This window comes from Modicisalibacter sp., assembly GCF_055145905.1.
In genome coordinates this window covers 38,751-56,517 of sequence record NZ_JBSREH010000029.1, presented here as the reverse complement: position 1 = coordinate 56,517, position 17,767 = coordinate 38,751, and the positions used below count along the sequence as shown (strand labels likewise).

The 17,767-nt window shown below is 67.8% G+C and carries 20 protein-coding genes; 11 read left to right on the top strand and 9 right to left on the bottom strand.

Going from position 1 to position 17,767, the window contains the following annotated elements; genetic code table 11:
• The first annotated feature begins 235 nt into the window (after positions 1-235).
• On the top strand, positions 236-661 hold the full coding sequence (locus ACTCB7_RS09765; protein ID WP_463006518.1) for a PaaI family thioesterase: 426 nt from the start codon (positions 236-238) through the stop codon (positions 659-661).
• 30 nt (positions 662-691) lie between these two features.
• Here ACTCB7_RS09765 and ACTCB7_RS09760 read toward each other — a convergent pair whose 3' ends face one another.
• A complete protein-coding gene (locus ACTCB7_RS09760) occupies positions 692-1,078 on the bottom strand; it encodes a DUF423 domain-containing protein (protein ID WP_463006517.1) in 387 nt (128 codons plus the stop codon).
• Positions 1,079-1,266: 188 nt separating this feature from the next.
• On the opposite strand from ACTCB7_RS09760, the gene ACTCB7_RS09755 reads away from it, so the two are divergent.
• The 4 genes from ACTCB7_RS09755 to trmB all read left to right on the top strand — a co-directional run bounded on the left by ACTCB7_RS09755 (position 1,267) and on the right by trmB (position 4,644).
• A complete protein-coding gene (locus tag ACTCB7_RS09755; RefSeq protein ID WP_463006516.1) occupies positions 1,267-2,748 on the top strand; it encodes an alanine/glycine:cation symporter family protein in 1,482 nt (493 codons plus the stop codon).
• Positions 2,749-2,826: 78 nt separating this feature from the next.
• The gene (thiS, locus tag ACTCB7_RS09750; RefSeq protein ID WP_463006515.1) at positions 2,827-3,027 is read left to right on the top strand and encodes a sulfur carrier protein ThiS; all 201 of its coding nucleotides are present in this window, start codon (positions 2,827-2,829) and stop codon (positions 3,025-3,027) included.
• A 77-nt stretch (positions 3,028-3,104) separates the two neighbouring features.
• Positions 3,105-3,902: a thiazole synthase gene (locus tag ACTCB7_RS09745; RefSeq protein WP_463006514.1), complete on the top strand. Its 798-nt coding sequence runs from the start codon at positions 3,105-3,107 to the stop codon at positions 3,900-3,902.
• Between the two features lie 13 nt (positions 3,903-3,915).
• Positions 3,916-4,644 carry a tRNA (guanosine(46)-N7)-methyltransferase TrmB gene (gene trmB, locus ACTCB7_RS09740; RefSeq protein ID WP_463006521.1) on the top strand — a complete coding sequence of 243 codons (729 nt, stop codon included), beginning with the start codon at positions 3,916-3,918 and terminating at the stop codon, positions 4,642-4,644.
• Positions 4,645-4,882: 238 nt separating this feature from the next.
• Here trmB and ACTCB7_RS09735 read toward each other — a convergent pair whose 3' ends face one another.
• Entirely contained in the window at positions 4,883-5,800 is a 918-nt protein-coding gene (locus ACTCB7_RS09735; RefSeq protein WP_463006513.1) for an AEC family transporter, read from the bottom strand.
• Between the two features lie 124 nt (positions 5,801-5,924).
• Between ACTCB7_RS09735 and ACTCB7_RS09730 the strand changes: the two genes are divergently transcribed.
• Positions 5,925-6,446, top strand: coding sequence for a hypothetical protein (locus tag ACTCB7_RS09730; protein ID WP_463006512.1), 522 nt, complete (start codon positions 5,925-5,927; stop codon positions 6,444-6,446).
• 53 nt (positions 6,447-6,499) lie between these two features.
• Here the strand turns inward: ACTCB7_RS09730 and ACTCB7_RS09725 are convergent, their stop codons facing one another.
• Positions 6,500-7,264: an FKBP-type peptidyl-prolyl cis-trans isomerase gene (locus tag ACTCB7_RS09725; RefSeq protein WP_463006511.1), complete on the bottom strand. Its 765-nt coding sequence runs from the start codon at positions 7,262-7,264 to the stop codon at positions 6,500-6,502.
• Between the two features lie 190 nt (positions 7,265-7,454).
• On the opposite strand from ACTCB7_RS09725, the gene dctP reads away from it, so the two are divergent.
• Entirely contained in the window at positions 7,455-8,480 is a 1,026-nt protein-coding gene (dctP, locus tag ACTCB7_RS09720) for a TRAP transporter substrate-binding protein DctP (protein ID WP_463006510.1), read from the top strand.
• A 384-nt stretch (positions 8,481-8,864) separates the two neighbouring features.
• On the opposite strand, the gene ACTCB7_RS09715 is transcribed toward dctP, so the two are convergent.
• From ACTCB7_RS09715 to ACTCB7_RS09705, 3 genes are all read right to left on the bottom strand, one after another.
• Positions 8,865-10,148 carry a TRAP transporter large permease gene (locus ACTCB7_RS09715; protein ID WP_463006509.1) on the bottom strand — a complete coding sequence of 428 codons (1,284 nt, stop codon included), beginning with the start codon at positions 10,146-10,148 and terminating at the stop codon, positions 8,865-8,867.
• Positions 10,149-10,187: 39 nt separating this feature from the next.
• Entirely contained in the window at positions 10,188-10,814 is a 627-nt protein-coding gene (locus ACTCB7_RS09710; protein ID WP_463006508.1) for a TRAP transporter small permease, read from the bottom strand.
• Positions 10,815-10,953: 139 nt separating this feature from the next.
• Complete coding sequence (locus ACTCB7_RS09705; protein ID WP_463006507.1) at positions 10,954-11,505, bottom strand: TIGR02444 family protein; 552 nt, start codon at positions 11,503-11,505, stop codon at positions 10,954-10,956.
• 48 nt (positions 11,506-11,553) lie between these two features.
• Between ACTCB7_RS09705 and ACTCB7_RS09700 the strand changes: the two genes are divergently transcribed.
• The gene (locus ACTCB7_RS09700) at positions 11,554-13,473 is read left to right on the top strand and encodes an ABC-F family ATP-binding cassette domain-containing protein (RefSeq protein WP_224416281.1); all 1,920 of its coding nucleotides are present in this window, start codon (positions 11,554-11,556) and stop codon (positions 13,471-13,473) included.
• A gap of 106 nt (positions 13,474-13,579) precedes the next feature.
• On the opposite strand, the gene dtd is transcribed toward ACTCB7_RS09700, so the two are convergent.
• The 3 genes from dtd to thiD form a co-directional block, all read right to left on the bottom strand.
• Complete coding sequence (gene dtd / locus ACTCB7_RS09695; protein WP_463006506.1) at positions 13,580-14,017, bottom strand: D-aminoacyl-tRNA deacylase; 438 nt, start codon at positions 14,015-14,017, stop codon at positions 13,580-13,582.
• Positions 14,018-14,090: 73 nt separating this feature from the next.
• Positions 14,091-14,936: a universal stress protein gene (locus ACTCB7_RS09690; RefSeq protein ID WP_463006505.1), complete on the bottom strand. Its 846-nt coding sequence runs from the start codon at positions 14,934-14,936 to the stop codon at positions 14,091-14,093.
• Between the two features lie 111 nt (positions 14,937-15,047).
• Positions 15,048-15,860: a bifunctional hydroxymethylpyrimidine kinase/phosphomethylpyrimidine kinase gene (gene thiD / locus ACTCB7_RS09685; RefSeq protein ID WP_463006504.1), complete on the bottom strand. Its 813-nt coding sequence runs from the start codon at positions 15,858-15,860 to the stop codon at positions 15,048-15,050.
• 63 nt (positions 15,861-15,923) lie between these two features.
• Here thiD and ACTCB7_RS09680 point away from each other — a divergent pair, with 63 nt between their 5' ends.
• From ACTCB7_RS09680 to ACTCB7_RS09670, 3 genes are all read left to right on the top strand, one after another.
• A complete protein-coding gene (locus ACTCB7_RS09680) occupies positions 15,924-16,355 on the top strand; it encodes a YqaA family protein (RefSeq protein ID WP_463006503.1) in 432 nt (143 codons plus the stop codon).
• Positions 16,356-16,555: 200 nt separating this feature from the next.
• Entirely contained in the window at positions 16,556-16,963 is a 408-nt protein-coding gene (locus tag ACTCB7_RS09675; RefSeq protein ID WP_224416286.1) for an NADH-quinone oxidoreductase subunit A, read from the top strand.
• 95 nt (positions 16,964-17,058) lie between these two features.
• Complete coding sequence (locus ACTCB7_RS09670; protein WP_463006502.1) at positions 17,059-17,739, top strand: NuoB/complex I 20 kDa subunit family protein; 681 nt, start codon at positions 17,059-17,061, stop codon at positions 17,737-17,739.
• Positions 17,740-17,767 lie beyond the last annotated feature (28 nt).

Here is a 17,767-nt window from a genome sequence, read left to right as displayed (position 1 = left end):
TAGCGCCCATGGAAGGGTTCACAGCGCCCCCGCGACGCCTTGACACCGGTGCTGCTATATCACCGCCCCCTGCCATGAACGGCAGGGGGCGGTGTCGTTACCGAAGGCGGGTGACGGGGTCGGCCTGCGGAGAGATTGGCGCTGTCGGCTCCACGGCTCGTGGTATGGGCTGTCGGGCCGGGTTGCGCTATCTTGGGCGCAGTAACACGCCGAGCCCAGCGCCAGGAGATCCCCCATGACCGTGATGACCGCCGCCGCCATCGAGGAGTTTCTCGACGAAGTCTTTCCCTTTCGTCAGGGCACCATCGAGGGGGTCGACGACATGCGTGCGACCATGAGCCTGGCCATTGAGGACGAGCATCTGCGTCCCGGGGCCTGCGTCTCGGGGCCGAGCATGATGGCGCTGGCGGATGTCTGTCTCTACGTGGCGATTCTCGCGCAGGTCGGGCCGGAGGCGATGGCGGTGACCAGCGATCTCAACTGCCACTTCCTGCGCCGTGCCCGCGGCGACCGCGACCTGATCGCCAACGCCCGGCTGATCAAGCTGGGCAGCCGCCTGGCGGTGGGCGAGGTGGAGCTGTTCTCCGCCGGCGACGACGAGCCGGTGGCGATCGTCACCGCGACCTATGTGCTGCCGGATCGCGACGAGGACGACGACTGAGCGACGCCCCTTGGCAGCCCCCTTTCATCTTCAGGCTGACGGCGTGCGGGCCCGCCAGGCGCCCACCGCCAGGGCCAGCCAGCCTGCCATCAGCAGCACGCCGCCGATCGGCGTGATGACGCCCAGCGCCGGTGTGCCGGTCAGTACCAGCAGGTACAGCGACCCGGAAAACAGCACGATGCCGGCCCCCCACAATCGCAGCGCCCAGCCCTGACCGGGCTGCGGCGTATGCGCCCGCCAGACCAGTACCGCCAGCATCGCCAGGGTGTGCCAGGCCTGATAGCGCACGCCGGTCTCGAAGGTGTCGAACAGGCGCGGCGTGATGTGATCCCGCAACCCGTGGGCGCCGAAGGCTCCGGCGGCGACCATGACGAAGCCACTGAGTGCGACGGTAATCCAGGCGGCGCGATGGCGCATGATGATTGGCTCCTGCTGAAGTACGGCTACGCTGAGACGGGGAGGCAATAGTCGTCGGCCGGCGTTCATGTTTCGTTATCCCGCGCCGGCCGCTATGATGCCGGCCCGTTGCCGGCGGCCCCTGACGACAACTTTCGCTGCCGGCCACGATCCAGAATGCGGCAGACAACACTCAGGAGAATGATGCCATGGAATCCCTCGCCTCGCTCGTCGCGCCCCTGCGCGACGGCCTGTACGCGGTCATGACGCCCGTCAGCGATTTCATATGGAGTTACATACTGGTTTACCTGCTGCTGGGCGCGGGGGTCTTGTTCACGGTCATGACCCGCGGCATGCAGTTTCGTCTCTTCGGTCACATGGCCAAGGTCACCGTTACCGCCCGCGGCGCCGGTGAAGGGGTCAGCGGCTTCCAGGCATTCGCCACCTCGCTGGCGGCGCGCGTGGGCACCGGCAACCTGGCTGGCGTGGCGATCGCCCTGTGGGTCGGCGGCCCGGGCGCGATCTTCTGGATGTGGATGACCGCTCTGGTGGGCTTTGCCACCTCGTTTGTCGAGTCGACGCTGGCCCAGACCTACAAGCACCGCAATGAGGACGGGGTGTTCCGCGGCGGCCCGGCCTACTATATCGAGCGCTGCCTGGGCTGGCGCTGGCTGGGCTCGCTGTTCGCGATCTTCCTGCTGGTCGCCTACGGGCTGGCGTTCAACGCCGCGCAGTCCAACACCATCGCCCAGGGCATGAACGGCGCCTTCGGCGTGCCGCACTGGCTGTCCGGCATCGTGCTGGTGGCGGTAGTGGCGCTGGTCATCTTCGGCGGCCTGAAGTCGGTGGCGCGCACCGCCGAGTGGATCGTGCCGTTCATGGCGATCGCCTACCTGCTGGTCGCGTTGTGGATCCTGTTCGCCAACATCAGTGCCGTGCCGGCGATGCTGGCGCTGATCGTCAAGAGCGCCTTCGGCTTCGGCCCGGCGGTCGGTGGCGCCGCCGGCTACGCGATCAAGGCGGCGATGGAAAACGGCATCAAGCGCGGGCTGTTCTCCAACGAGGCGGGCATGGGCTCGGCGCCCAACGCCGCGGCCCAGGCCACGGTCAAGCACCCGGCGGCTCAGGGGCTGGTGCAGTCCTTCGGGGTGTTCGTCGATACGCTGGTGATCTGCAGCTGCACCGCGGTGGCGATCCTGCTTTCCGGCGTCTATCAGGACATGCTGGCCAGCCATGCCGGCCAGTCGATCGAGGGCATCAAGCTGACCCAGGACGCCATGGTCGATCACCTGGGTACCTTCGGCGAGGTGTTCATCGCCATCGCCATCCTGCTGTTCGCCTTCACCTCGATCATCGCTAACTTCTCGTACGCGGCGATCAACATCGAGTACCTGTTCCGCCACCATGCCAAGAAGGCGGTGCATGTGCTGCGCTGGGCGGTGCTGGGGATGACCCTGGTCGGCGCCATGGCCAAGCTGGAGTTCGTCTGGCACTTTGCCGATCTGGCCATGGGCCTGATGGCCACCACCAACCTGTTCGCCATCCTGATCATGTCGCCGATCGCCATCCGCGTGCTGCAGGACTACGAGCGCCAGCGCAACAGCGGCGTCAGTGAGCCGGTGTTCGATCCCAAGGTGCTCAAGCGCCCCGACCAGGTCGATGCCGACGTCTGGCCGCCCAAGGGTGTCTGAGCCTCGCTTTGGCGTTAAAATGACGGCCCGTCGATCCCGACGGGCCGTTTTTCGTTCGACGCTACCCGAGGGACAGCCATGCAGATTCAGCTCAACGGCGAGCGGCATGATCTCGCTGGCCAGCCGACCATCCATGACCTGATCGCCACCCTGGGGCTGGCCGGGCGGCGCATCGCCGTCGAGGTCAACGAGCAGATCGTCCCGCGCAGTCAGCATGAGGCCACCCGACTGGCCGAGGGCGATCGGGTCGAGGTGGTGCACGCCATCGGCGGCGGTTGAGCGGCGTCGCCCGCCCTGTCCTGCGCAGGCCAGCCGGGCCTGACGCGGCCCGTTTCCCGAACAGCCCAGGAGTTGTCATGACCGACCCCCAACTGGACCAGCCGTGGCACGTCGCCGGCCGCGAATTCACCTCGCGGCTGCTGGTCGGCACCGGCAAGTATCGCGATCTCGATGAAACCGCCGCCGCGGTGGCCGCCAGCGGCGCCGAGATCGTCACCTTCGCGGTGCGCCGCACCAATCTCGGCCAGGACGCCGATGCACCCAACCTGCTCGATGCGATTCCCCCCGATCGCTATACGCTGCTGCCCAACACCGCCGGCTGCTACACCGCCCGTGACGCCGTGCGGACCTGCCGGCTGGCGCGCGAACTGCTCGACGGCCACAACCTGGTCAAGCTCGAGGTGCTCGGCGAGGACAAGACTCTCTATCCCAACGTGGTCGAGACGCTCAAGGCCGCCGACGAGCTGGTCAACGACGGCTTCGACGTGATGGTCTACACCAGCGATGACCCGATCGTTGCCAAGGAGCTCGAGAATCGCGGCTGCAAGGCGGTCATGCCGCTGGGCTCGCTGATCGGCTCCGGCCACGGCCTGCTCAACCCGCATTCGCTGGCGATCATTCTCGAGAACGCCACGGTGCCGGTGCTGGTCGACGCCGGGATCGGTACCGCTTCCGACGCTGCGCTGGCGATGGAGATGGGCTGCGCCGGCGTGCTGATGAACTCGGCGATCGCCCATGCCCGCCACCCGGTGGCGATGGCGAGCGCCATGCGCAAGGCGATCGAGGCCGGGCGCGAGGCGTTCCTGGCCGAGCGCATGCCGCGGCGTGCCTATGCCCAGGCATCCTCGCCGACCCAGGGCCGTATCAACGACTGATCCTTCAATGACCATGAGTGACCCCAGCGTGAGTGTCGATACCCCGCAGTCCAGTGAGTCCCGGCCGCGTCGCGGCGTGAAAAGTTACGTGCTGCGCGCCGGTCGCATGACCGCTGCCCAGAGTCGCGGGCTCGAGGAGGTCTGGCCGCGGCTGGGGCTCAGCCTGGCCGACGGCCTGCAGGACCTCGACGCCCTGTTCGGCCGCCGCGCGCCGCGTGTGGTGGAGATCGGCTTCGGCATGGGTGGCTCGCTGGTCGAGCAGGCCGAGGCCCATCCCGATACCGACTTCATCGGCATCGAGGTCCACGCTCCGGGCGTGGGCAAGCTGCTCGACGAGGCCGACAAGCGCGGTCTCACCAATCTGCGCGTCTACCGCGAGGATGCCCTGGAGGTGCTGCGCCACTGCCTGCCGGAGGCCGGGCTCGACGGCGTGCAGCTGTTCTTCCCCGACCCCTGGCCGAAGAAGAAGCACCACAAGCGGCGCATCGTCCAGCCGGCGTTCGTCGAGCTGGTGCGCTCGCGGCTCCGGCCCGGCGGCTGGCTGCACATGGCGACCGACTGGGAGCCCTACGCCGAGCACATGGCCGAGGTGATGGTCGCGGCGCCGGGGTGGCGCAACACCGCGAGCGAGGGCGTCTACGTGCCGCGCCCGGCCTTCCGCCCGTTGACTAAGTTCGAAAGCCGCGGCGAGAAGCTCGGCCACGGCGTCTTCGACCTGATCTTCGAGCGCCACGACGCCTGAGTCGCCACGCCCTCCGTTGCGTTCCCGCCCCAGCTTGACACCCGCGCACAGAAAGGCGGCGGCTCGATGAGCCGCCGCAAGGACCGTGACTAGCTTGATGAGGAGATAACCATGGCAGGCACCCGCGGCGCCTGCCCGGTGTGGTGCCTGACGAACACCACGTGGTTAACAATATTGATTCTCATTTGTGGCGTCAAGCTTTTCGCGAATCATTTTCAAATGAAGCGGTGGCCGACGATCAGCCGCCCGCCAGGCTCAGCCACAGCGGCAGGCTGAGCATCGCCAGCAGGGTCTGCCCGGTGATCAGCGCGGCCATCAGCTCGGCGTCGCCGCCCAGCTGGCGGGCGAGGATGTAGGCCGAGGTCGCGGTGGGCAGGGCGGCGAACAGCAGCGTGACATCACGGCTCACCGGATCGAGGCCGACCAGCGCGCCCAGCGCCAGCACCACCGCCGGCATCAGCACCAGCTTGACCAGGTTGGCGCTCCACACGCCGCGGTCCAGGCGCAGCAGCGCCCGTGGACGCAGTGCCACGCCGACGGCGACCAGCCCCAGGGGCAGGGCGGCGCGGCCCAGCAGAGACACCGCGCGCTCGCTCCAGCCCGGCAGGCCGATGCCGCTCAGGTTGAGCACAATACCGGCCACGCAGGCCAGAATCAGCGGGTTGCGGGTCAGGGCGGCGAGGCTCTTCGACAGGCTGGACGGGCCCAGGGTGCCGGCGGCGATGAAACTGGCCACGCACAGCACGTTGATGGTCGGCACCATTAGGGCGACCGCCACCGCGGCCACGGTGGCGCCGGGCTGGCCGTGCAGCGCCGCGGCGCCGGCAACGCCGACATAGGTGTTGAAGCGCAGCGCACCCTGGAAGACCGAGGTGAAGGCGGGCGCGTCGAGCCCCAGTCGCGGCTTGATCCACCACAGCAGTGCGGCGAAGGCGGCGATACCGCCCAGCAGAACGGTCGCCACCTGGGCGATCGGCACCCGCGAGACGTCGGCGGTGGCCAGGGTCGATACCAGCATGGCGGGAAACAGCAAAAAGTAGATCAGCCGCTCCATCGCCGGCCAGAAGGTATCCGCAGGCAGGCGACGCCACCCCAGCAGGGCGCCGAGCAGGATCAACAGGAACAAAGGGCCCAGAGCCGCCTGGACGCCGGACATGGCGAATCTCCTTGTCGCGTGCATGACGAGGGCGCTGCGACAACCTTACGCGCGTCACGCCCGAGTGCGAACTGGTAAGCTTACCCGGATTGTCCCGCCTGTCGATGAGGCCCGCCGCCCGACCATGCCCTATGCCGACGACGACAACGCCCGCTCGCCGCTTCTCAACCTGCTGATTGCTGTCACGCTGGTGACGATGGTGGTGGCCGTCGGCTACCTGGCGCACTACTACCTGCGCGGCGGCAGCAACGACGTCGTCTGGTACCCGCCGGACGGTGTCTGTCGGCTGCATCAGGGGCCCTGTCACGCCGGCATCGGCGGGGACGCCCGGGTCACGCTGTCGCTGGGTGATGCCATCGTGCCCCTGCGGCCGTTGCCGCTCGACGTGCATGTCGACGGCCTGAATCCCGAGCGGGTGGTGGTGGCCTTTATCGGTCGCAACCGCAACATGGGATTGCGCCGCTATGTGCTCCAGGGGCGGGGCGACGGGGACTTTCACGGGCAGGGGGTGCTGAGCGTCAACAGCGTCGACGACGAATCGGTCACGCGCTGGCGGGCGGAGGTGATCGTGACGACCCCGGAAGGGCGGCGTGGCAGCTGGTTCGACTTCGATGTGCGCCGACCGGGTGCCGGCAGCGGCGCCTGACGGGCGCTATCGGGTGGGGCCGGCCGCCCGCGGGCGGCCGGTGACGCGAAGGGTCAGTTCTTGGCGGTGTCGCCTGCAGCCTGTTCGTCCTGCTTGGCGGCCTTGTCGCCCGCGTCGGCCTTGGCGTCGTTGGGCTTCTTGGTGACGTCGAGCAGCTCGACCTTGAAGGTCAGCGCCTCGTTGGGGCCGATCGGGCCGCCGGTGCCGGCCGGTCCGTAGGCCAGGTCGGAAGGCAGGTAGATCATCCAGGTGTCGCCGACGTGCATCTTCTTCAGCGCTTCCTGCCAGCCGGGGATGACCTGGTCGACCTGGAACTCGACCGGCTCGCCGCGCTTGTAGGAGCTGTCGAAGACGGTACCGTCGATCAGCTTGCCCTCGTAGTTGACCTTGACCTGATCGTTGGCATCGGGACTCGCGCCGTCACCGGACTCGATGACCTTGTACTGCAGACCGGAATCGGTGACCTTGACGCCGTCCTTCTTGGCATTCTCGGCCAGGAACTTCTCGCCCTCGGCCTTGTTCTGCTTGGCGACTTTCTCCGCCTCGGCCTTGCGCTCGGCCATCTTCTGCTTCTGGAAGGCCGTGAGGGCTTCGGTCATCGCCTTCTTGCTCATCTGCAGATCGTTGCCACCGTAGACGTCCTGAATGGCCTGCGTGAAGCTGTCGATATCCAGGTTCTTGATGTCCTGGGAAAGGCTCTGGCCGAGCGTCACACCAATGCTGTAGCTGAGCTTTTCCTGATCGCTCTGCGGGGCGGCCAGCGCCAGCGGAGCGGTCGACAGCAGTGTCAGAGCAACGGCGGTTAACCGGGTTTTCATGAAAACTCCTCGAATGGTTGGTACGGCAAGCGTTCTTGTCGGTTGGCGAGCAGAAATGGCGCCAAACGCCTATTGTGACTCTAACAGGGGCCTTTCTGTTCCGCACCCGGCATACGACGTGTGGAATCTTGACATTGCACGGCCTTTGCTCTTTTCTGGACTCACATCGACAACAAGGGGAACAAGCACAATGCAACTGCGCAATATCGTGATCGGTGTTACCGCCATGGGCATGGTCGGCATGGCTTCGTCGGCCTTTGCCGAGACTTGGCGCTTCGGCCTCGAGGAAACCGAGGGCAGTGTCCAGTATGGTTACGCCGAGGAATTCAAGAAGCTCATCGAGGAAAAGAGCGACGGTGACGTCACCGTACAGTTGCTTCCCTATGGTGCCTGGGGGTCGAACTATTCGGCGCTCTACGACGCCATCCAGAACGGCGCCATCCAGATCGGTTTCGGCTCCGGCTTCCTGGGCGGCACGGTGCCGGAAAGCCAGCTGATGAGCCTCAACTTCGTCATGCCGAACGATCAGCTCGAGACGGCGAAGATCCTCAACTCCGATGCGTTCCTGAAGAGCGATCCCTGGCAGCAGTCGTTCCGCAAGCGCGGGCTGGTTCCCCTGGGCGCGCTACCCGAGGGTTATCAGGTGTGGACCGCCAACAAGGAAATCCGCACCCCCGAGGACATGAAGGGGCTGCAGATCCGCGTCATGGACAACAGTCTGCTGCGCGCGACCTACGAAGCCTACGGCGCCGCGCCGATCACCATCGCCTACGGCGAGCTCTACAGCGCCCTGCAGCAGGGCCAGGCGGAAGGCAACATCCAGCCGGTCTTCGCCCACGAGAACATGGGCTTCTACGAAGTGCAGGACTACATGATCTTCGCCGATCAGTCGCAGTTCGTGGCCAACCTGATCGGCAACCTGGACTGGTACGAAGGGCTCTCCGACGACCAGCAGAAGATGCTGGACTCGGTGCTCGGTGAAATGGTCCAGAAGGGCCACGACATCCAGACCCAGTTCAACTCCGAGCGTCTCGATACCATCAAGGAAAAGAGCGACATCAACATCATTCACCTGGATGAACAGGAGCGTGACGCCTTCCGCAAGCTGGCCAAGCCGGTGCGCCAGACCTACATCGACATGGTTGGCGAGCGCGGCAAGGAATCCCTGGATATCCTGCTCGACCAGATCAACAAGGCCGACAGCAAGAGCCAGTAAGGCCGACGCCGTGGCGGTGGGGTAATCTCCTCCGCCCGGTACCATGCCCCACCGTATCGCCCGGGAGCCTGCGCTCCCGGGCGTTTTTGTGCGCAGGCTTCGGCCGACTTCCTCCCGGAGCGGGTTGTGGATAGGCTCCGCCACTGCACGGGGCGACCTCGGCGGGCGCCGCCTGGCGGGCTAACGGCGACGGCCGAGTGCCGCCCCGGCGAGCCAGGTCGGAACGATGGCGACAACAGGGCCCCACCAGTGGCGAGAACGTGGCGAGAAGACAGCCCGGACGATATAGGGGAAGAGGCAGCGCCGGAAGCGGCGGCGTGGAGTACGGCGGGGGAAAGAAAACGGCCCGGCGCGAAGCCGGGCCGACAGGGTGGAACCGCAAGCTCAGTCGCCGCCCAGGGAGGGCAGCAGCAGCGAGATCTGCGGGAAGAGGATGAGCACCAGGGTCGCCACCACCAGGATGGCGATGAACGGCGGCGTGCCGCGGACCACGTCCATATAGGGGCGGCGGAACACGGCAATGGCCGTGAAGATATCGCAGCCGAACGGCGGCGTGGCCGAGCCGATGGCGGCCTGCAGGGTGACGATGACGCCGACGTGCACCGGATCCAGCCCGGTGGATTGCACGAGCGGCTTGAAGATCGGCACCAGGATCAGGATGACCACGATCGGGTCGACGAACATGCAGCCGACGAAGAAGGACACGGCGATCAGCAGCAGCGCCAGGAACTGATTGTCGCCGATGCCGTCGATCAGCGGGCCGAGGATCTTCTCCGGAACGCCGGCCGTGCCCAGGGTCTGGGAGAAGCCCGCACCGATGGCCACCAGGATGAACACCACGGCGGTGATCATGCCGGTGGACAGGGCCAGGCCCCACAGGTCGCGGATCGACACCTGGCGATAGATGACGACCTCGAGGATCAGCGCGTAGGCCACCGCCACCGCCGAGGCCTCGACGGCGCTGAAGAAGCCGCCATAGATGCCGCCGACCACCAGCACCGGGAAGCCCATGGGCAGGATCACGCGGCGAATGGCGCGAAAGCGCTCGCTCCAGGACGCCTTGGGCTCCGCCTCGATGCCCTTGACGCGCGAGTAGATGTAACAATAAAGGGCGAACATCGCCAGGATCAGCAGGCCGGGCAGGATGCCCGCCAGGAACAGGTCGCCGATCGAGGTCTTCATCACCACGCCGTAGATGATGAAGCCGATGCTCGGCGGAATCAGCAGCGCGATGTCGCTGGCGTTGATGATCAGCCCCAGCGTGAAGTCATCGCTGTAGCCCTTGGCCAGCAGACGCGGGCGCATCGGCCCGCCCATCGCCACCACCGTGGCCTGGGTGGAGCCGGACACCGCGCCGAACAGCGCGCAGGAGGCCGCGGTGGTGATGGGCAGGCCGCCGCGCACATGGCGGGTGAAGACGTCGACCACGTCCAGCAGCCGGTTGGCGGTGTGGCCCTTGGTGAGGATGTCGGCGGCGAAGATGAACATGGGCACCGCCGCCAGCACCCAGCTGCCGACCCCATTGATCATCCAGCTCACGGCCTGGTCGGGGCCGAAGAACGTCATTCCGGTAAACATCATGTAGAGCATGCCCGCCGCCAGGGGAACCATCATCGGGAATCCCAGCAGCAGCAGCACGAGCATGATCACGCCTAGCCAGATCAGCATGAAGAAAATCCTCGTATCGGTCTTGGTCTTGTTGAATCGTCAGGCGCCGCGTGATGCGTCGTCGTCGCTGGAGGTTTCGAGGTCGTCGGGCACCTCGGCATAGGCCTCCTTCTCGTTGAAGGAGCGGTAGATATCCTGGCTGACCAGGTTGCGGGCCACCGTCAGCAGGTACTGCACGCCCGCCAGGGTGAAGCCGACCGGCAGGGCAAGATAGATGATCCACAACGGGATGTGCAGCGACGCGCTGGCGCGGCCGCGGCCGTAGATCGTCATGACGTATTCGGCGGACTTGAAGGCGAAGTAGAACATCAGTACCGCGGTGCCCAGGCAGATCAGGATCAGCAGACCCTTTCGCAGCCGGCCGCCGAGCTGGTCGTAGATCGCCGACATGCTGATGTGGCGGGCGTTGCGGGTCGCGTAGCCGACGCCGACGAAGGTGATGATGACGATCAGCATTTCGGTGACTTCATAGGTACCGCTGATGCCGTGCTGAAACAGGAGGTTGCCGACGACGTGAGCACTCATCAACGCGGCCATGACGAGGATGCTGCCCGCCACGATGACGCGCTCAACAATGCCCAGTCCACGGTCGAGAGCATTCAGGGCTCGCAGAAGGCCGTTGGGGCGCTTCGCGCGATCGCCGGGGGGAGTGGAGGATTGGGTCATGTTGCAAGCTTTCCTTTATTTTTGCAGGGATTCGCTAGCCGAGGGTGGCGAGCCCTCGTTCCGGGTTGTGACAGACAGGCGGGGGCCTGACCAGGCGCCTTGCCCTACTCTCGAACTTACAGGCTTTGCGGCGCCAGTGCTACTCGTCTCTGGGGGGGAAGTGAGCGCTTTCGCTCATGGCTTCCAGCGCCCGGGCCAGCCGCGCCAGCACGGGGTCGTCACGCTCGGTGGGGAGGCCCAGGTGATGCTGGAGGATCGTGCGGAGATCGCCGTCCTCGGCCCGGCGGGCACGCACGCCGTCACCGCGCCGGGCCAGCGTCTGCAGCATGCCCAGGGCGGCGTGCTCGGCGGCGAGTTCCGCACGCTTGAGCTGCTCGCGCCACGTCTCGAGTGCCGAGCCCGGCCGGGCCAGTGGCTTGAGCGCGCGTCGCCGCTCGCGCAGGGGCCGGGTGTGGCGAGCCTGATGGGCGCGGACCGGTGCCAGGGCGCGCGGGGCGTCAGCCGTCGGGGTCAGGCCGAACCGATACAACCAGGCGAGCCACAGCAGCTCGCAGACATCGGCGCCCAGGTCATCCTGGGCCGCGAGGCAGGCATCGGCGACGCCGGGCGCACCGTAGCAGGCGCAGGCGTAATGCCAGAGTGCCTCGGGGGCGGCCAGAGCGGCGACGGATTGGGTAGAATGGGCGGTCATGGTCGACGAGCGGCGCGGCCTTCAGCGACGAAACGATGGGAGACAGGCATGATCGCACTGCGTCAACTGGACCTGCAACGCGGCACGCAACCGCTCTTCGAGGCGGCCGAACTGACCCTGTATCCGGGGCAGAAGGCAGGCATCGTCGGGGCCAACGGCACCGGCAAGTCGAGCCTGTTCAAGCTGCTGCTCGGCGAGCTCGGCCCCGACCGGGGCGAGGTCAGCCTGGCCGGCGGCCTGCGCATCGCCCACATGGCGCAGGAGGTCGAGTCGCTGGAGCGCTCGATTCTCGATTACGTGCTCGACGGCGACCGTGAGCTGCGCGCCACCCAGGCGGCACTGGATGCCGCCCGCGAGCGCGATGAGGCGCATCGCGAGGCCGAGCTGCACGGCCGGCTCGAGGCGCTCGATGGCTACAGTGCCCCCTCGCGGGCGGCGCGGCTGCTGGTCGGGCTGGGCTTCACCCAGGCCGACCTCGATCGCCCGCTGTCGGCGTTCTCCGGCGGCTGGCGGATGCGCGTCAACCTGGCCCAGACGCTGTTCCGGCCCTCCGACCTGCTGCTGCTCGACGAGCCCACCAACCACCTGGATCTCGACGCCCTGCTGTGGCTCGAGCAGTGGCTGGTCCGCTACCCGGGCACCCTGCTGCTGATCTCCCACGACCGCGACTTCCTCGACGCGGTGTGCGACCACATCGTGCATGTGGAGCAGCGCCGGCTGACCCTCTACAGCGGCAACTACACCACCTTCGAGCGCACCCGTGCCGAGAAGCTGGCCCAGCAGCAGGCCGAGGCCACCAAGCAACAGGCCCGTCGCGAGGAGATCGAGCGTTTCGTGGCGCGCTTTCGCGCCAAGGCCACCAAGGCCCGCCAGGCCCAGAGCCGGCTGAAGATGCTCGAGCGCATGGAAACCATCGCCGGGGCGCATGTCGACTCGCCGTTCCATTTCACCCTGCCGGTCGCCGACAAGACCTCGCACCCGCTGCTGGTGCTCGACGAGGCCCAGCTGGGCTATGCCGAGCCGCTGCTGCGCGACGTCAAGCTGACCCTGCTGCCGGGGCAGCGCATCGGCCTGCTCGGCCCCAACGGCGCCGGCAAGTCGACGCTGATCAAGTCGCTGACCGGCGCGCTGCCGCTCATCGCCGGCAAGCGCGTGCCCGGCGAGCACCTGGCGGTGGGCTACTTCGCCCAGCACCAGCTCGAGGGGCTCGACCTCAAGGCCACGCCGTTCCTGCACGTGCAGCGGCTCTCGCCGACGGCCAGCGAGCAGGCGATCCGCAACTTCCTCGGCGGCTTCGGTTTTCGCGGCGACGACGTGTTCGGCGAGGTGGGACGCTTCTCCGGCGGCGAGAAGGCGCGCCTGGCGCTGGCGCTGGTCGCCTGGCAGAAGCCCAACCTGCTGCTGCTCGACGAGCCCACCAACCACCTCGACCTGGAGATGCGCGAGGCCCTCACCGAGGCGCTGGCCGGCTTCGAAGGCACGGTGATCGTGGTCTCCCACGACCGCCACCTGCTGCGCGCCACGGTGGACGAGTTCTGGCGGGTCGCCGACGGCACGGTGGCACCGTTCGACGGTGACCTCGACGACTACCGGGCCTGGCTCAAGGCGCGGGTCGAGGACGAGCGCCGCGAGAACCGGGCCGACAAGGCCGCTGACAGCGCCGCACCGGATCGCAAGACGCAGCGGCGCGAGGCCGCCGCGCTGCGCGAGAAGCTGCGGCCGCTCAAGCGCGAGCGCGACCGGGTCGAGAAGCGCATGACCGAGGCCCAGTCACGGCTGGCGACGCTCGAAGGCGCACTGGGCGATCCCGACCTCTACACCGATGCCGCGCGCAAGGCGGAACTGACCGACCTGCTGGCCCGTCAGGGCGAACTCAAGGGCGAGGTCGAGACGCTCGAGCAGAGCTGGCTCGAGGCCGAGGAAGCCCTCGAGGCGCTGGAACAGACGCTCGCGGCCGACGGCGCCTGAGCCGGGGCGGGCCTCACCGCGCGTAGATCATCCTGCCGCTGTCCACCGACGGTGAGGCCGCCGGCCGCCGCCGTGGCGGGGCGGGCAGCGGCCATGGGGGCTCGAGTCAGGTTTCCAGCAGGAAGGTCACCGGGCCGTCGTTGACCAGCTCGACCTGCATGTTGGCGCCGAACTCGCCGCTGGCGACATGCGGCCAGGCGGCCCGGGCGCGGTCGAGCAGGTAGTGGAAGAGCCGGTCGCCCTCCTCGGGGGCAGCGGCGCTGGAGAAGCCGGGGCGCAGCCCCTTGCGGGTGTCGGCGGCCAGGGTGAACTGCGAGACCAGCAGCAGGCCACCCTCGGCCTGCTGCAGGTTGCGGTTCATGCGCCCGGTGTCGTCGGCGAAGACCCGGTAGTGCAACAGCTTGTGCAGCAGCCGGTCGGCGCGCGCCTCGTCGTCGCCGCGCTCCACTCCGATCAGGGCGAGCAGGCCGTGGTCGATGGCGCCGATCGTGTGGCCGTCGACGCTGACACCGGCGTGGGTGACGCGCTGGATGAGTGCCCGCATGCGAGTGTCGTCCTGTGTGTCTGGGTCGGGGTTACGCTGCCCCAGACGCCGCGTGGGCGCAACATCAGGATCGCTACCAGGCGCGGCACACCATCAGGTCGCAGTGCGGTTCGGCGAGCAGCTGCTCGGTCAGCGGGCTCTGGCGGCCCAGCCGGGACTGGCTGCTCAATGCCAGCAGGTCGGGGGGCTGGCGCCGCAGGCGACCCATCAGCACCTCGAGCGGCTCGCCCTGCTCGAGCACCAGCTCGAGCTCGGGAACGCCGCCCACTTCGCCCATCAGCTGGTCGACCTCGCTCTCCAGGCGCTCGCGCAGCCGTGCAACCTCGTGCTCGCGCCAGCGGGCGTAGTCGCTGTTCGAGGCCAGCTCGCGCTCGCCGGGGATGCACCAGGCGTGCAGCAGGGTCAGGCGGGCGTCGGGGAAGCGGGTGATGACCTCGCGCAGGGTGTGCCGGCAGGGCAGCGAGAAGTCCATGGGCACCAGGATGTCGTGCCACTCCTGATGGGCCGGATGGCTGATCGAGAACACCGGGCAGGGCGCGTTGCGCATCACCCGGGCCAGCGTGGTGCCGGCGACCAGGTCGGGCTGCCCGCGCTTGCGATGCGTGCCGAGCACGATCAGGTCGGCATGGCGCTCGTGGGCCTCGCGGACGACCTCGGCATAGGGGGTGCCGGCCACCGTCTGGATCAGGGTGTCCGGTGCCGGGAGGGCGTAGTCCTCGCGCAGGTCGGTCAGGGTGCGCTCCATCTCGGCCACCACCGCGCTCTCGAGGTCGTGCAGCGCCTGGCGGGGCAGGTGGGGGTCGAGGACATGCAGCACGTCGAGGCGGGCGCCGTTTTCCGCGGCCAGGCGAATGGCTCGGGCGAAGCCGGCGCGGTTTTCGGCGGACAGGTCGCAGGCGAAGAGCAGCGTCCGGGGCATGGCGGTATCCTCCCGTGAAGTTGGCTCCGGCAGACCCGGCTGCCGAAGCGGACGTTACCCGTCACTGCAGCATGGTGCGCCCCGCGGGCCCCCGCAAGTGCGGCGTTCCGCCTACCACCAGGCGTGGAAGTGATGGACCGGCCCGCGCCCCCGGCCGACGTCGAGGCGGTGGCTTTCATGCAGGGCCTGGCTGAGCCACACCTTGGCATGTTGCACGGCGCCGACGAGCGTATCACCGCGGGCCAGGCGCGCGGCGATCGCCGAGGACAGCGAGCAGCCGGTCCCGTGCAGGTTGTCGGTGGCGATGCGCTCGGCTTCGAGCCAGCTGGCGCCCTCGGGCGAGATCAGCAGATCGGGGCAGCGCCCGCCGGCCAGGTGGCCGCCCTTGAGCAGCACGTGGGGCGCGCCGAGCCGGCGCAGGGCGGGCTGCAGCGCCTCCATCGCGTCGGCCGAGGCTATCTCGGGTTCGCCTAGCAGCACCGCGGCCTCGGGCAGGTTGGGCGTGATCAGGTCGGCCAGGGGCACGAGAATGTCGCGCACCGCGCGGATACCGGCGTCGTCGACCAGCAGGTCGCCGCTCTTGGCGACCATCACCGGGTCGAGCACGATCCAGCGCGGCCGGCGGCGCTCGAGCCGCTCGCGAATCGTCGCGGCTACCTCGCGGTCGGCGACCATGCCGATCTTCACCGCGTCGATGGCCACGTCGTCGAGCAGGGTGTCGAGCTGGGCGGCGATGAAGTCGAGCGGTACCGGGTGCACGCCGGTGACACCGCAGGTGTTCTGCGCGGTCAGCGCGGTGATCACGCTGGTAGCGTAGGTGCCGTGGGCCGAGAAGGTCTTGAGATCGGCCTGGATGCCGGCGCCGCCCGACGGGTCGGAGCCGGCGATGGTCAGGACATTGGCAATGCGGGAGGCGTCGGACATCGTCACGCGAATCCTCAACTGTGAACGGGGCTACAGCCTAGCCGATCCGGTGGCGGGGCGGCCATGCTGAGCCTGTTTCTCGTCGCTCTGGCCAGCGCCACTCTGCTGCCCGGCGGCTCGGAGGTCTGGCTGGCGCGCCAGTGGTGCCGGGGCGAAGCCGTGTGGCTGCTGTGGCTGGTGGCCACCCTCGGCAACACCCTGGGCAGCCTGGTCAATGTCGCCCTGGGGCGCTACGCCCGCCATCTGGCCGGACGCCGCTGGTTTCCGGTGTCAGAGGCGGCGCTGGCGCGCGGCGAGCGCACCTATGCCCGGTTGGGGCGGTTCAGCCTGCTGCTGGCCTGGCTGCCGGTGGTGGGCGACGCCCTCACCGTGGTCGCCGGCGTGCTGCGGCTGCCGTTCGGGCAGGCGACGTTGCTGATCCTGGTCGGCAAGGGGGCGCGCTACGCGGTGGTGCTGTGGCTGGCGGAGCGCTGGCTGGCCGCGTATTGCGGCTGAAATTGGCAGCTGGTGCGATTGCTGCGCTGCAGAAACGATTCTCAGTTCACCCGGGTACGCCGAAAGTACGGCTTGTTTCTGACAATTCTCTAATGCTCTCCTATGCTTAACGCGTACTGGTTGGTCAGGCCGACCCCAGCGCTTTCCGGCGTCGTGGCAGCTCGGCCCGCCGACCTTTCATGGTCTGGACGAGGGAGTGTATGAACCAGGACGCCGCTTCGAGCATCGCCCAGCACTGGGCCGTGGGACTGTTCGTCATCGCCGTCATCGGTCTGTGTGTCTTCATGATGGGCGCCTCCAGCCTGCTGGGTGGCCGCAGCAAGGGGCGCAGCAAATCCCTGCCTTTCGAGTCCGGCATCATCGGTGCCGGCAGCGCGCGCCAGCGCTTCTCCGTCAAGTTCTACTTGGTCGCGATGCTGTTCGTGATCTTCGATATCGAGGCCGTGTTCCTGTTCGCCTGGGCCGTGTCGGTCCGCGAGGTGGGCTGGGCCGGCTTCGCCGGTGCGGCGGTGTTCATCGCCATCCTGCTGGCCGGTCTGGTCTACGACAGCCGCGTGGGGGCCCTGGAGTGGGCACCCAAGCGCAAGATGCGCGACCCCGGCTCCTGAGTCGCCGGCCGCTGCGGTCGGGTCCGGCACCCTCACGCCGCCCCGACCGCCCAAGATGCAGTACGTAGTCGCATAACGTTCGCTGGAGGAATCGCATGCCCTATACCCTGACGCGTGCAGAAGACGCTGTGGCAGCGGACGCCCGCTATCCGCTCGGTGAGCGCCAGCGCCTCGAGGACGACCCGATGAAGCAGCAGGTGCATCGCAATGTCTTCATGGGCAAGCTCGACGAGGTCCTCAACGCGACGGTCAACTGGGGGCGCAAGAACTCCCTGTGGCCCTATAACTTCGGGCTCTCCTGCTGCTACGTGGAGATGACCACGGCCTTCACCGCGCCCCACGACATCGCCCGCTTCGGCTCGGAGGTGATTCGCGCCTCCCCGCGCCAGGCGGACTTCATGGTCATTGCCGGCACCTGCTTCATCAAGATGGCGCCGGTGATCCAGCAGCTCTACGACCAGATGCTCGAGCCCAAGTGGGTGATCTCGATGGGCTCTTGCGCCAACTCGGGCGGCATGTACGACATCTACTCGGTGGTGCAGGGCGTCGACAAGTTCCTGCCGGTGGATGTGTACGTGCCGGGCTGCCCGCCGCGTCCCGAGGCTTTCCTGCAGGGGTTGCAGCTGCTGCAGGACTCGATCCAGGAGGAGCGTCGCCCGCTGTCCTGGGTGGTCGGTGACCAGGGCGTCTACCGCGCCGAGATGCCCTCGCAGCGCGAGAAGTACCGCGACCGGCGCATCCAGGCCACCGAGCTGCGCACGCCCGACAGCATCTGACACCGCGACCGTTTTTCTTTCGCCGCAG

Coding starts and splice junctions, on each gene's coding strand:
- ACTCB7_RS09765 (WP_463006518.1), top strand. CDS start 236: ATGACCGTGATGACCGCCGCCGCCATCGAGGAGTTTCTCGACGAAGTC.
- ACTCB7_RS09760 (WP_463006517.1), bottom strand. CDS start 1,078: ATGCGCCATCGCGCCGCCTGGATTACCGTCGCACTCAGTGGCTTCGTC.
- ACTCB7_RS09755 (WP_463006516.1), top strand. CDS start 1,267: ATGGAATCCCTCGCCTCGCTCGTCGCGCCCCTGCGCGACGGCCTGTAC.
- thiS (WP_463006515.1), top strand. CDS start 2,827: ATGCAGATTCAGCTCAACGGCGAGCGGCATGATCTCGCTGGCCAGCCG.
- ACTCB7_RS09745 (WP_463006514.1), top strand. CDS start 3,105: ATGACCGACCCCCAACTGGACCAGCCGTGGCACGTCGCCGGCCGCGAA.
- trmB (WP_463006521.1), top strand. CDS start 3,916: ATGAGTGACCCCAGCGTGAGTGTCGATACCCCGCAGTCCAGTGAGTCC.
- ACTCB7_RS09735 (WP_463006513.1), bottom strand. CDS start 5,800: ATGTCCGGCGTCCAGGCGGCTCTGGGCCCTTTGTTCCTGTTGATCCTG.
- ACTCB7_RS09730 (WP_463006512.1), top strand. CDS start 5,925: ATGCCCTATGCCGACGACGACAACGCCCGCTCGCCGCTTCTCAACCTG.
- ACTCB7_RS09725 (WP_463006511.1), bottom strand. CDS start 7,264: ATGAAAACCCGGTTAACCGCCGTTGCTCTGACACTGCTGTCGACCGCT.
- dctP (WP_463006510.1), top strand. CDS start 7,455: ATGCAACTGCGCAATATCGTGATCGGTGTTACCGCCATGGGCATGGTC.
- ACTCB7_RS09715 (WP_463006509.1), bottom strand. CDS start 10,148: ATGCTGATCTGGCTAGGCGTGATCATGCTCGTGCTGCTGCTGCTGGGA.
- ACTCB7_RS09710 (WP_463006508.1), bottom strand. CDS start 10,814: ATGACCCAATCCTCCACTCCCCCCGGCGATCGCGCGAAGCGCCCCAAC.
- ACTCB7_RS09705 (WP_463006507.1), bottom strand. CDS start 11,505: ATGACCGCCCATTCTACCCAATCCGTCGCCGCTCTGGCCGCCCCCGAG.
- ACTCB7_RS09700 (WP_224416281.1), top strand. CDS start 11,554: ATGATCGCACTGCGTCAACTGGACCTGCAACGCGGCACGCAACCGCTC.
- dtd (WP_463006506.1), bottom strand. CDS start 14,017: ATGCGGGCACTCATCCAGCGCGTCACCCACGCCGGTGTCAGCGTCGAC.
- ACTCB7_RS09690 (WP_463006505.1), bottom strand. CDS start 14,936: ATGCCCCGGACGCTGCTCTTCGCCTGCGACCTGTCCGCCGAAAACCGC.
- thiD (WP_463006504.1), bottom strand. CDS start 15,860: ATGTCCGACGCCTCCCGCATTGCCAATGTCCTGACCATCGCCGGCTCC.
- ACTCB7_RS09680 (WP_463006503.1), top strand. CDS start 15,924: ATGCTGAGCCTGTTTCTCGTCGCTCTGGCCAGCGCCACTCTGCTGCCC.
- ACTCB7_RS09675 (WP_224416286.1), top strand. CDS start 16,556: ATGAACCAGGACGCCGCTTCGAGCATCGCCCAGCACTGGGCCGTGGGA.
- ACTCB7_RS09670 (WP_463006502.1), top strand. CDS start 17,059: ATGCCCTATACCCTGACGCGTGCAGAAGACGCTGTGGCAGCGGACGCC.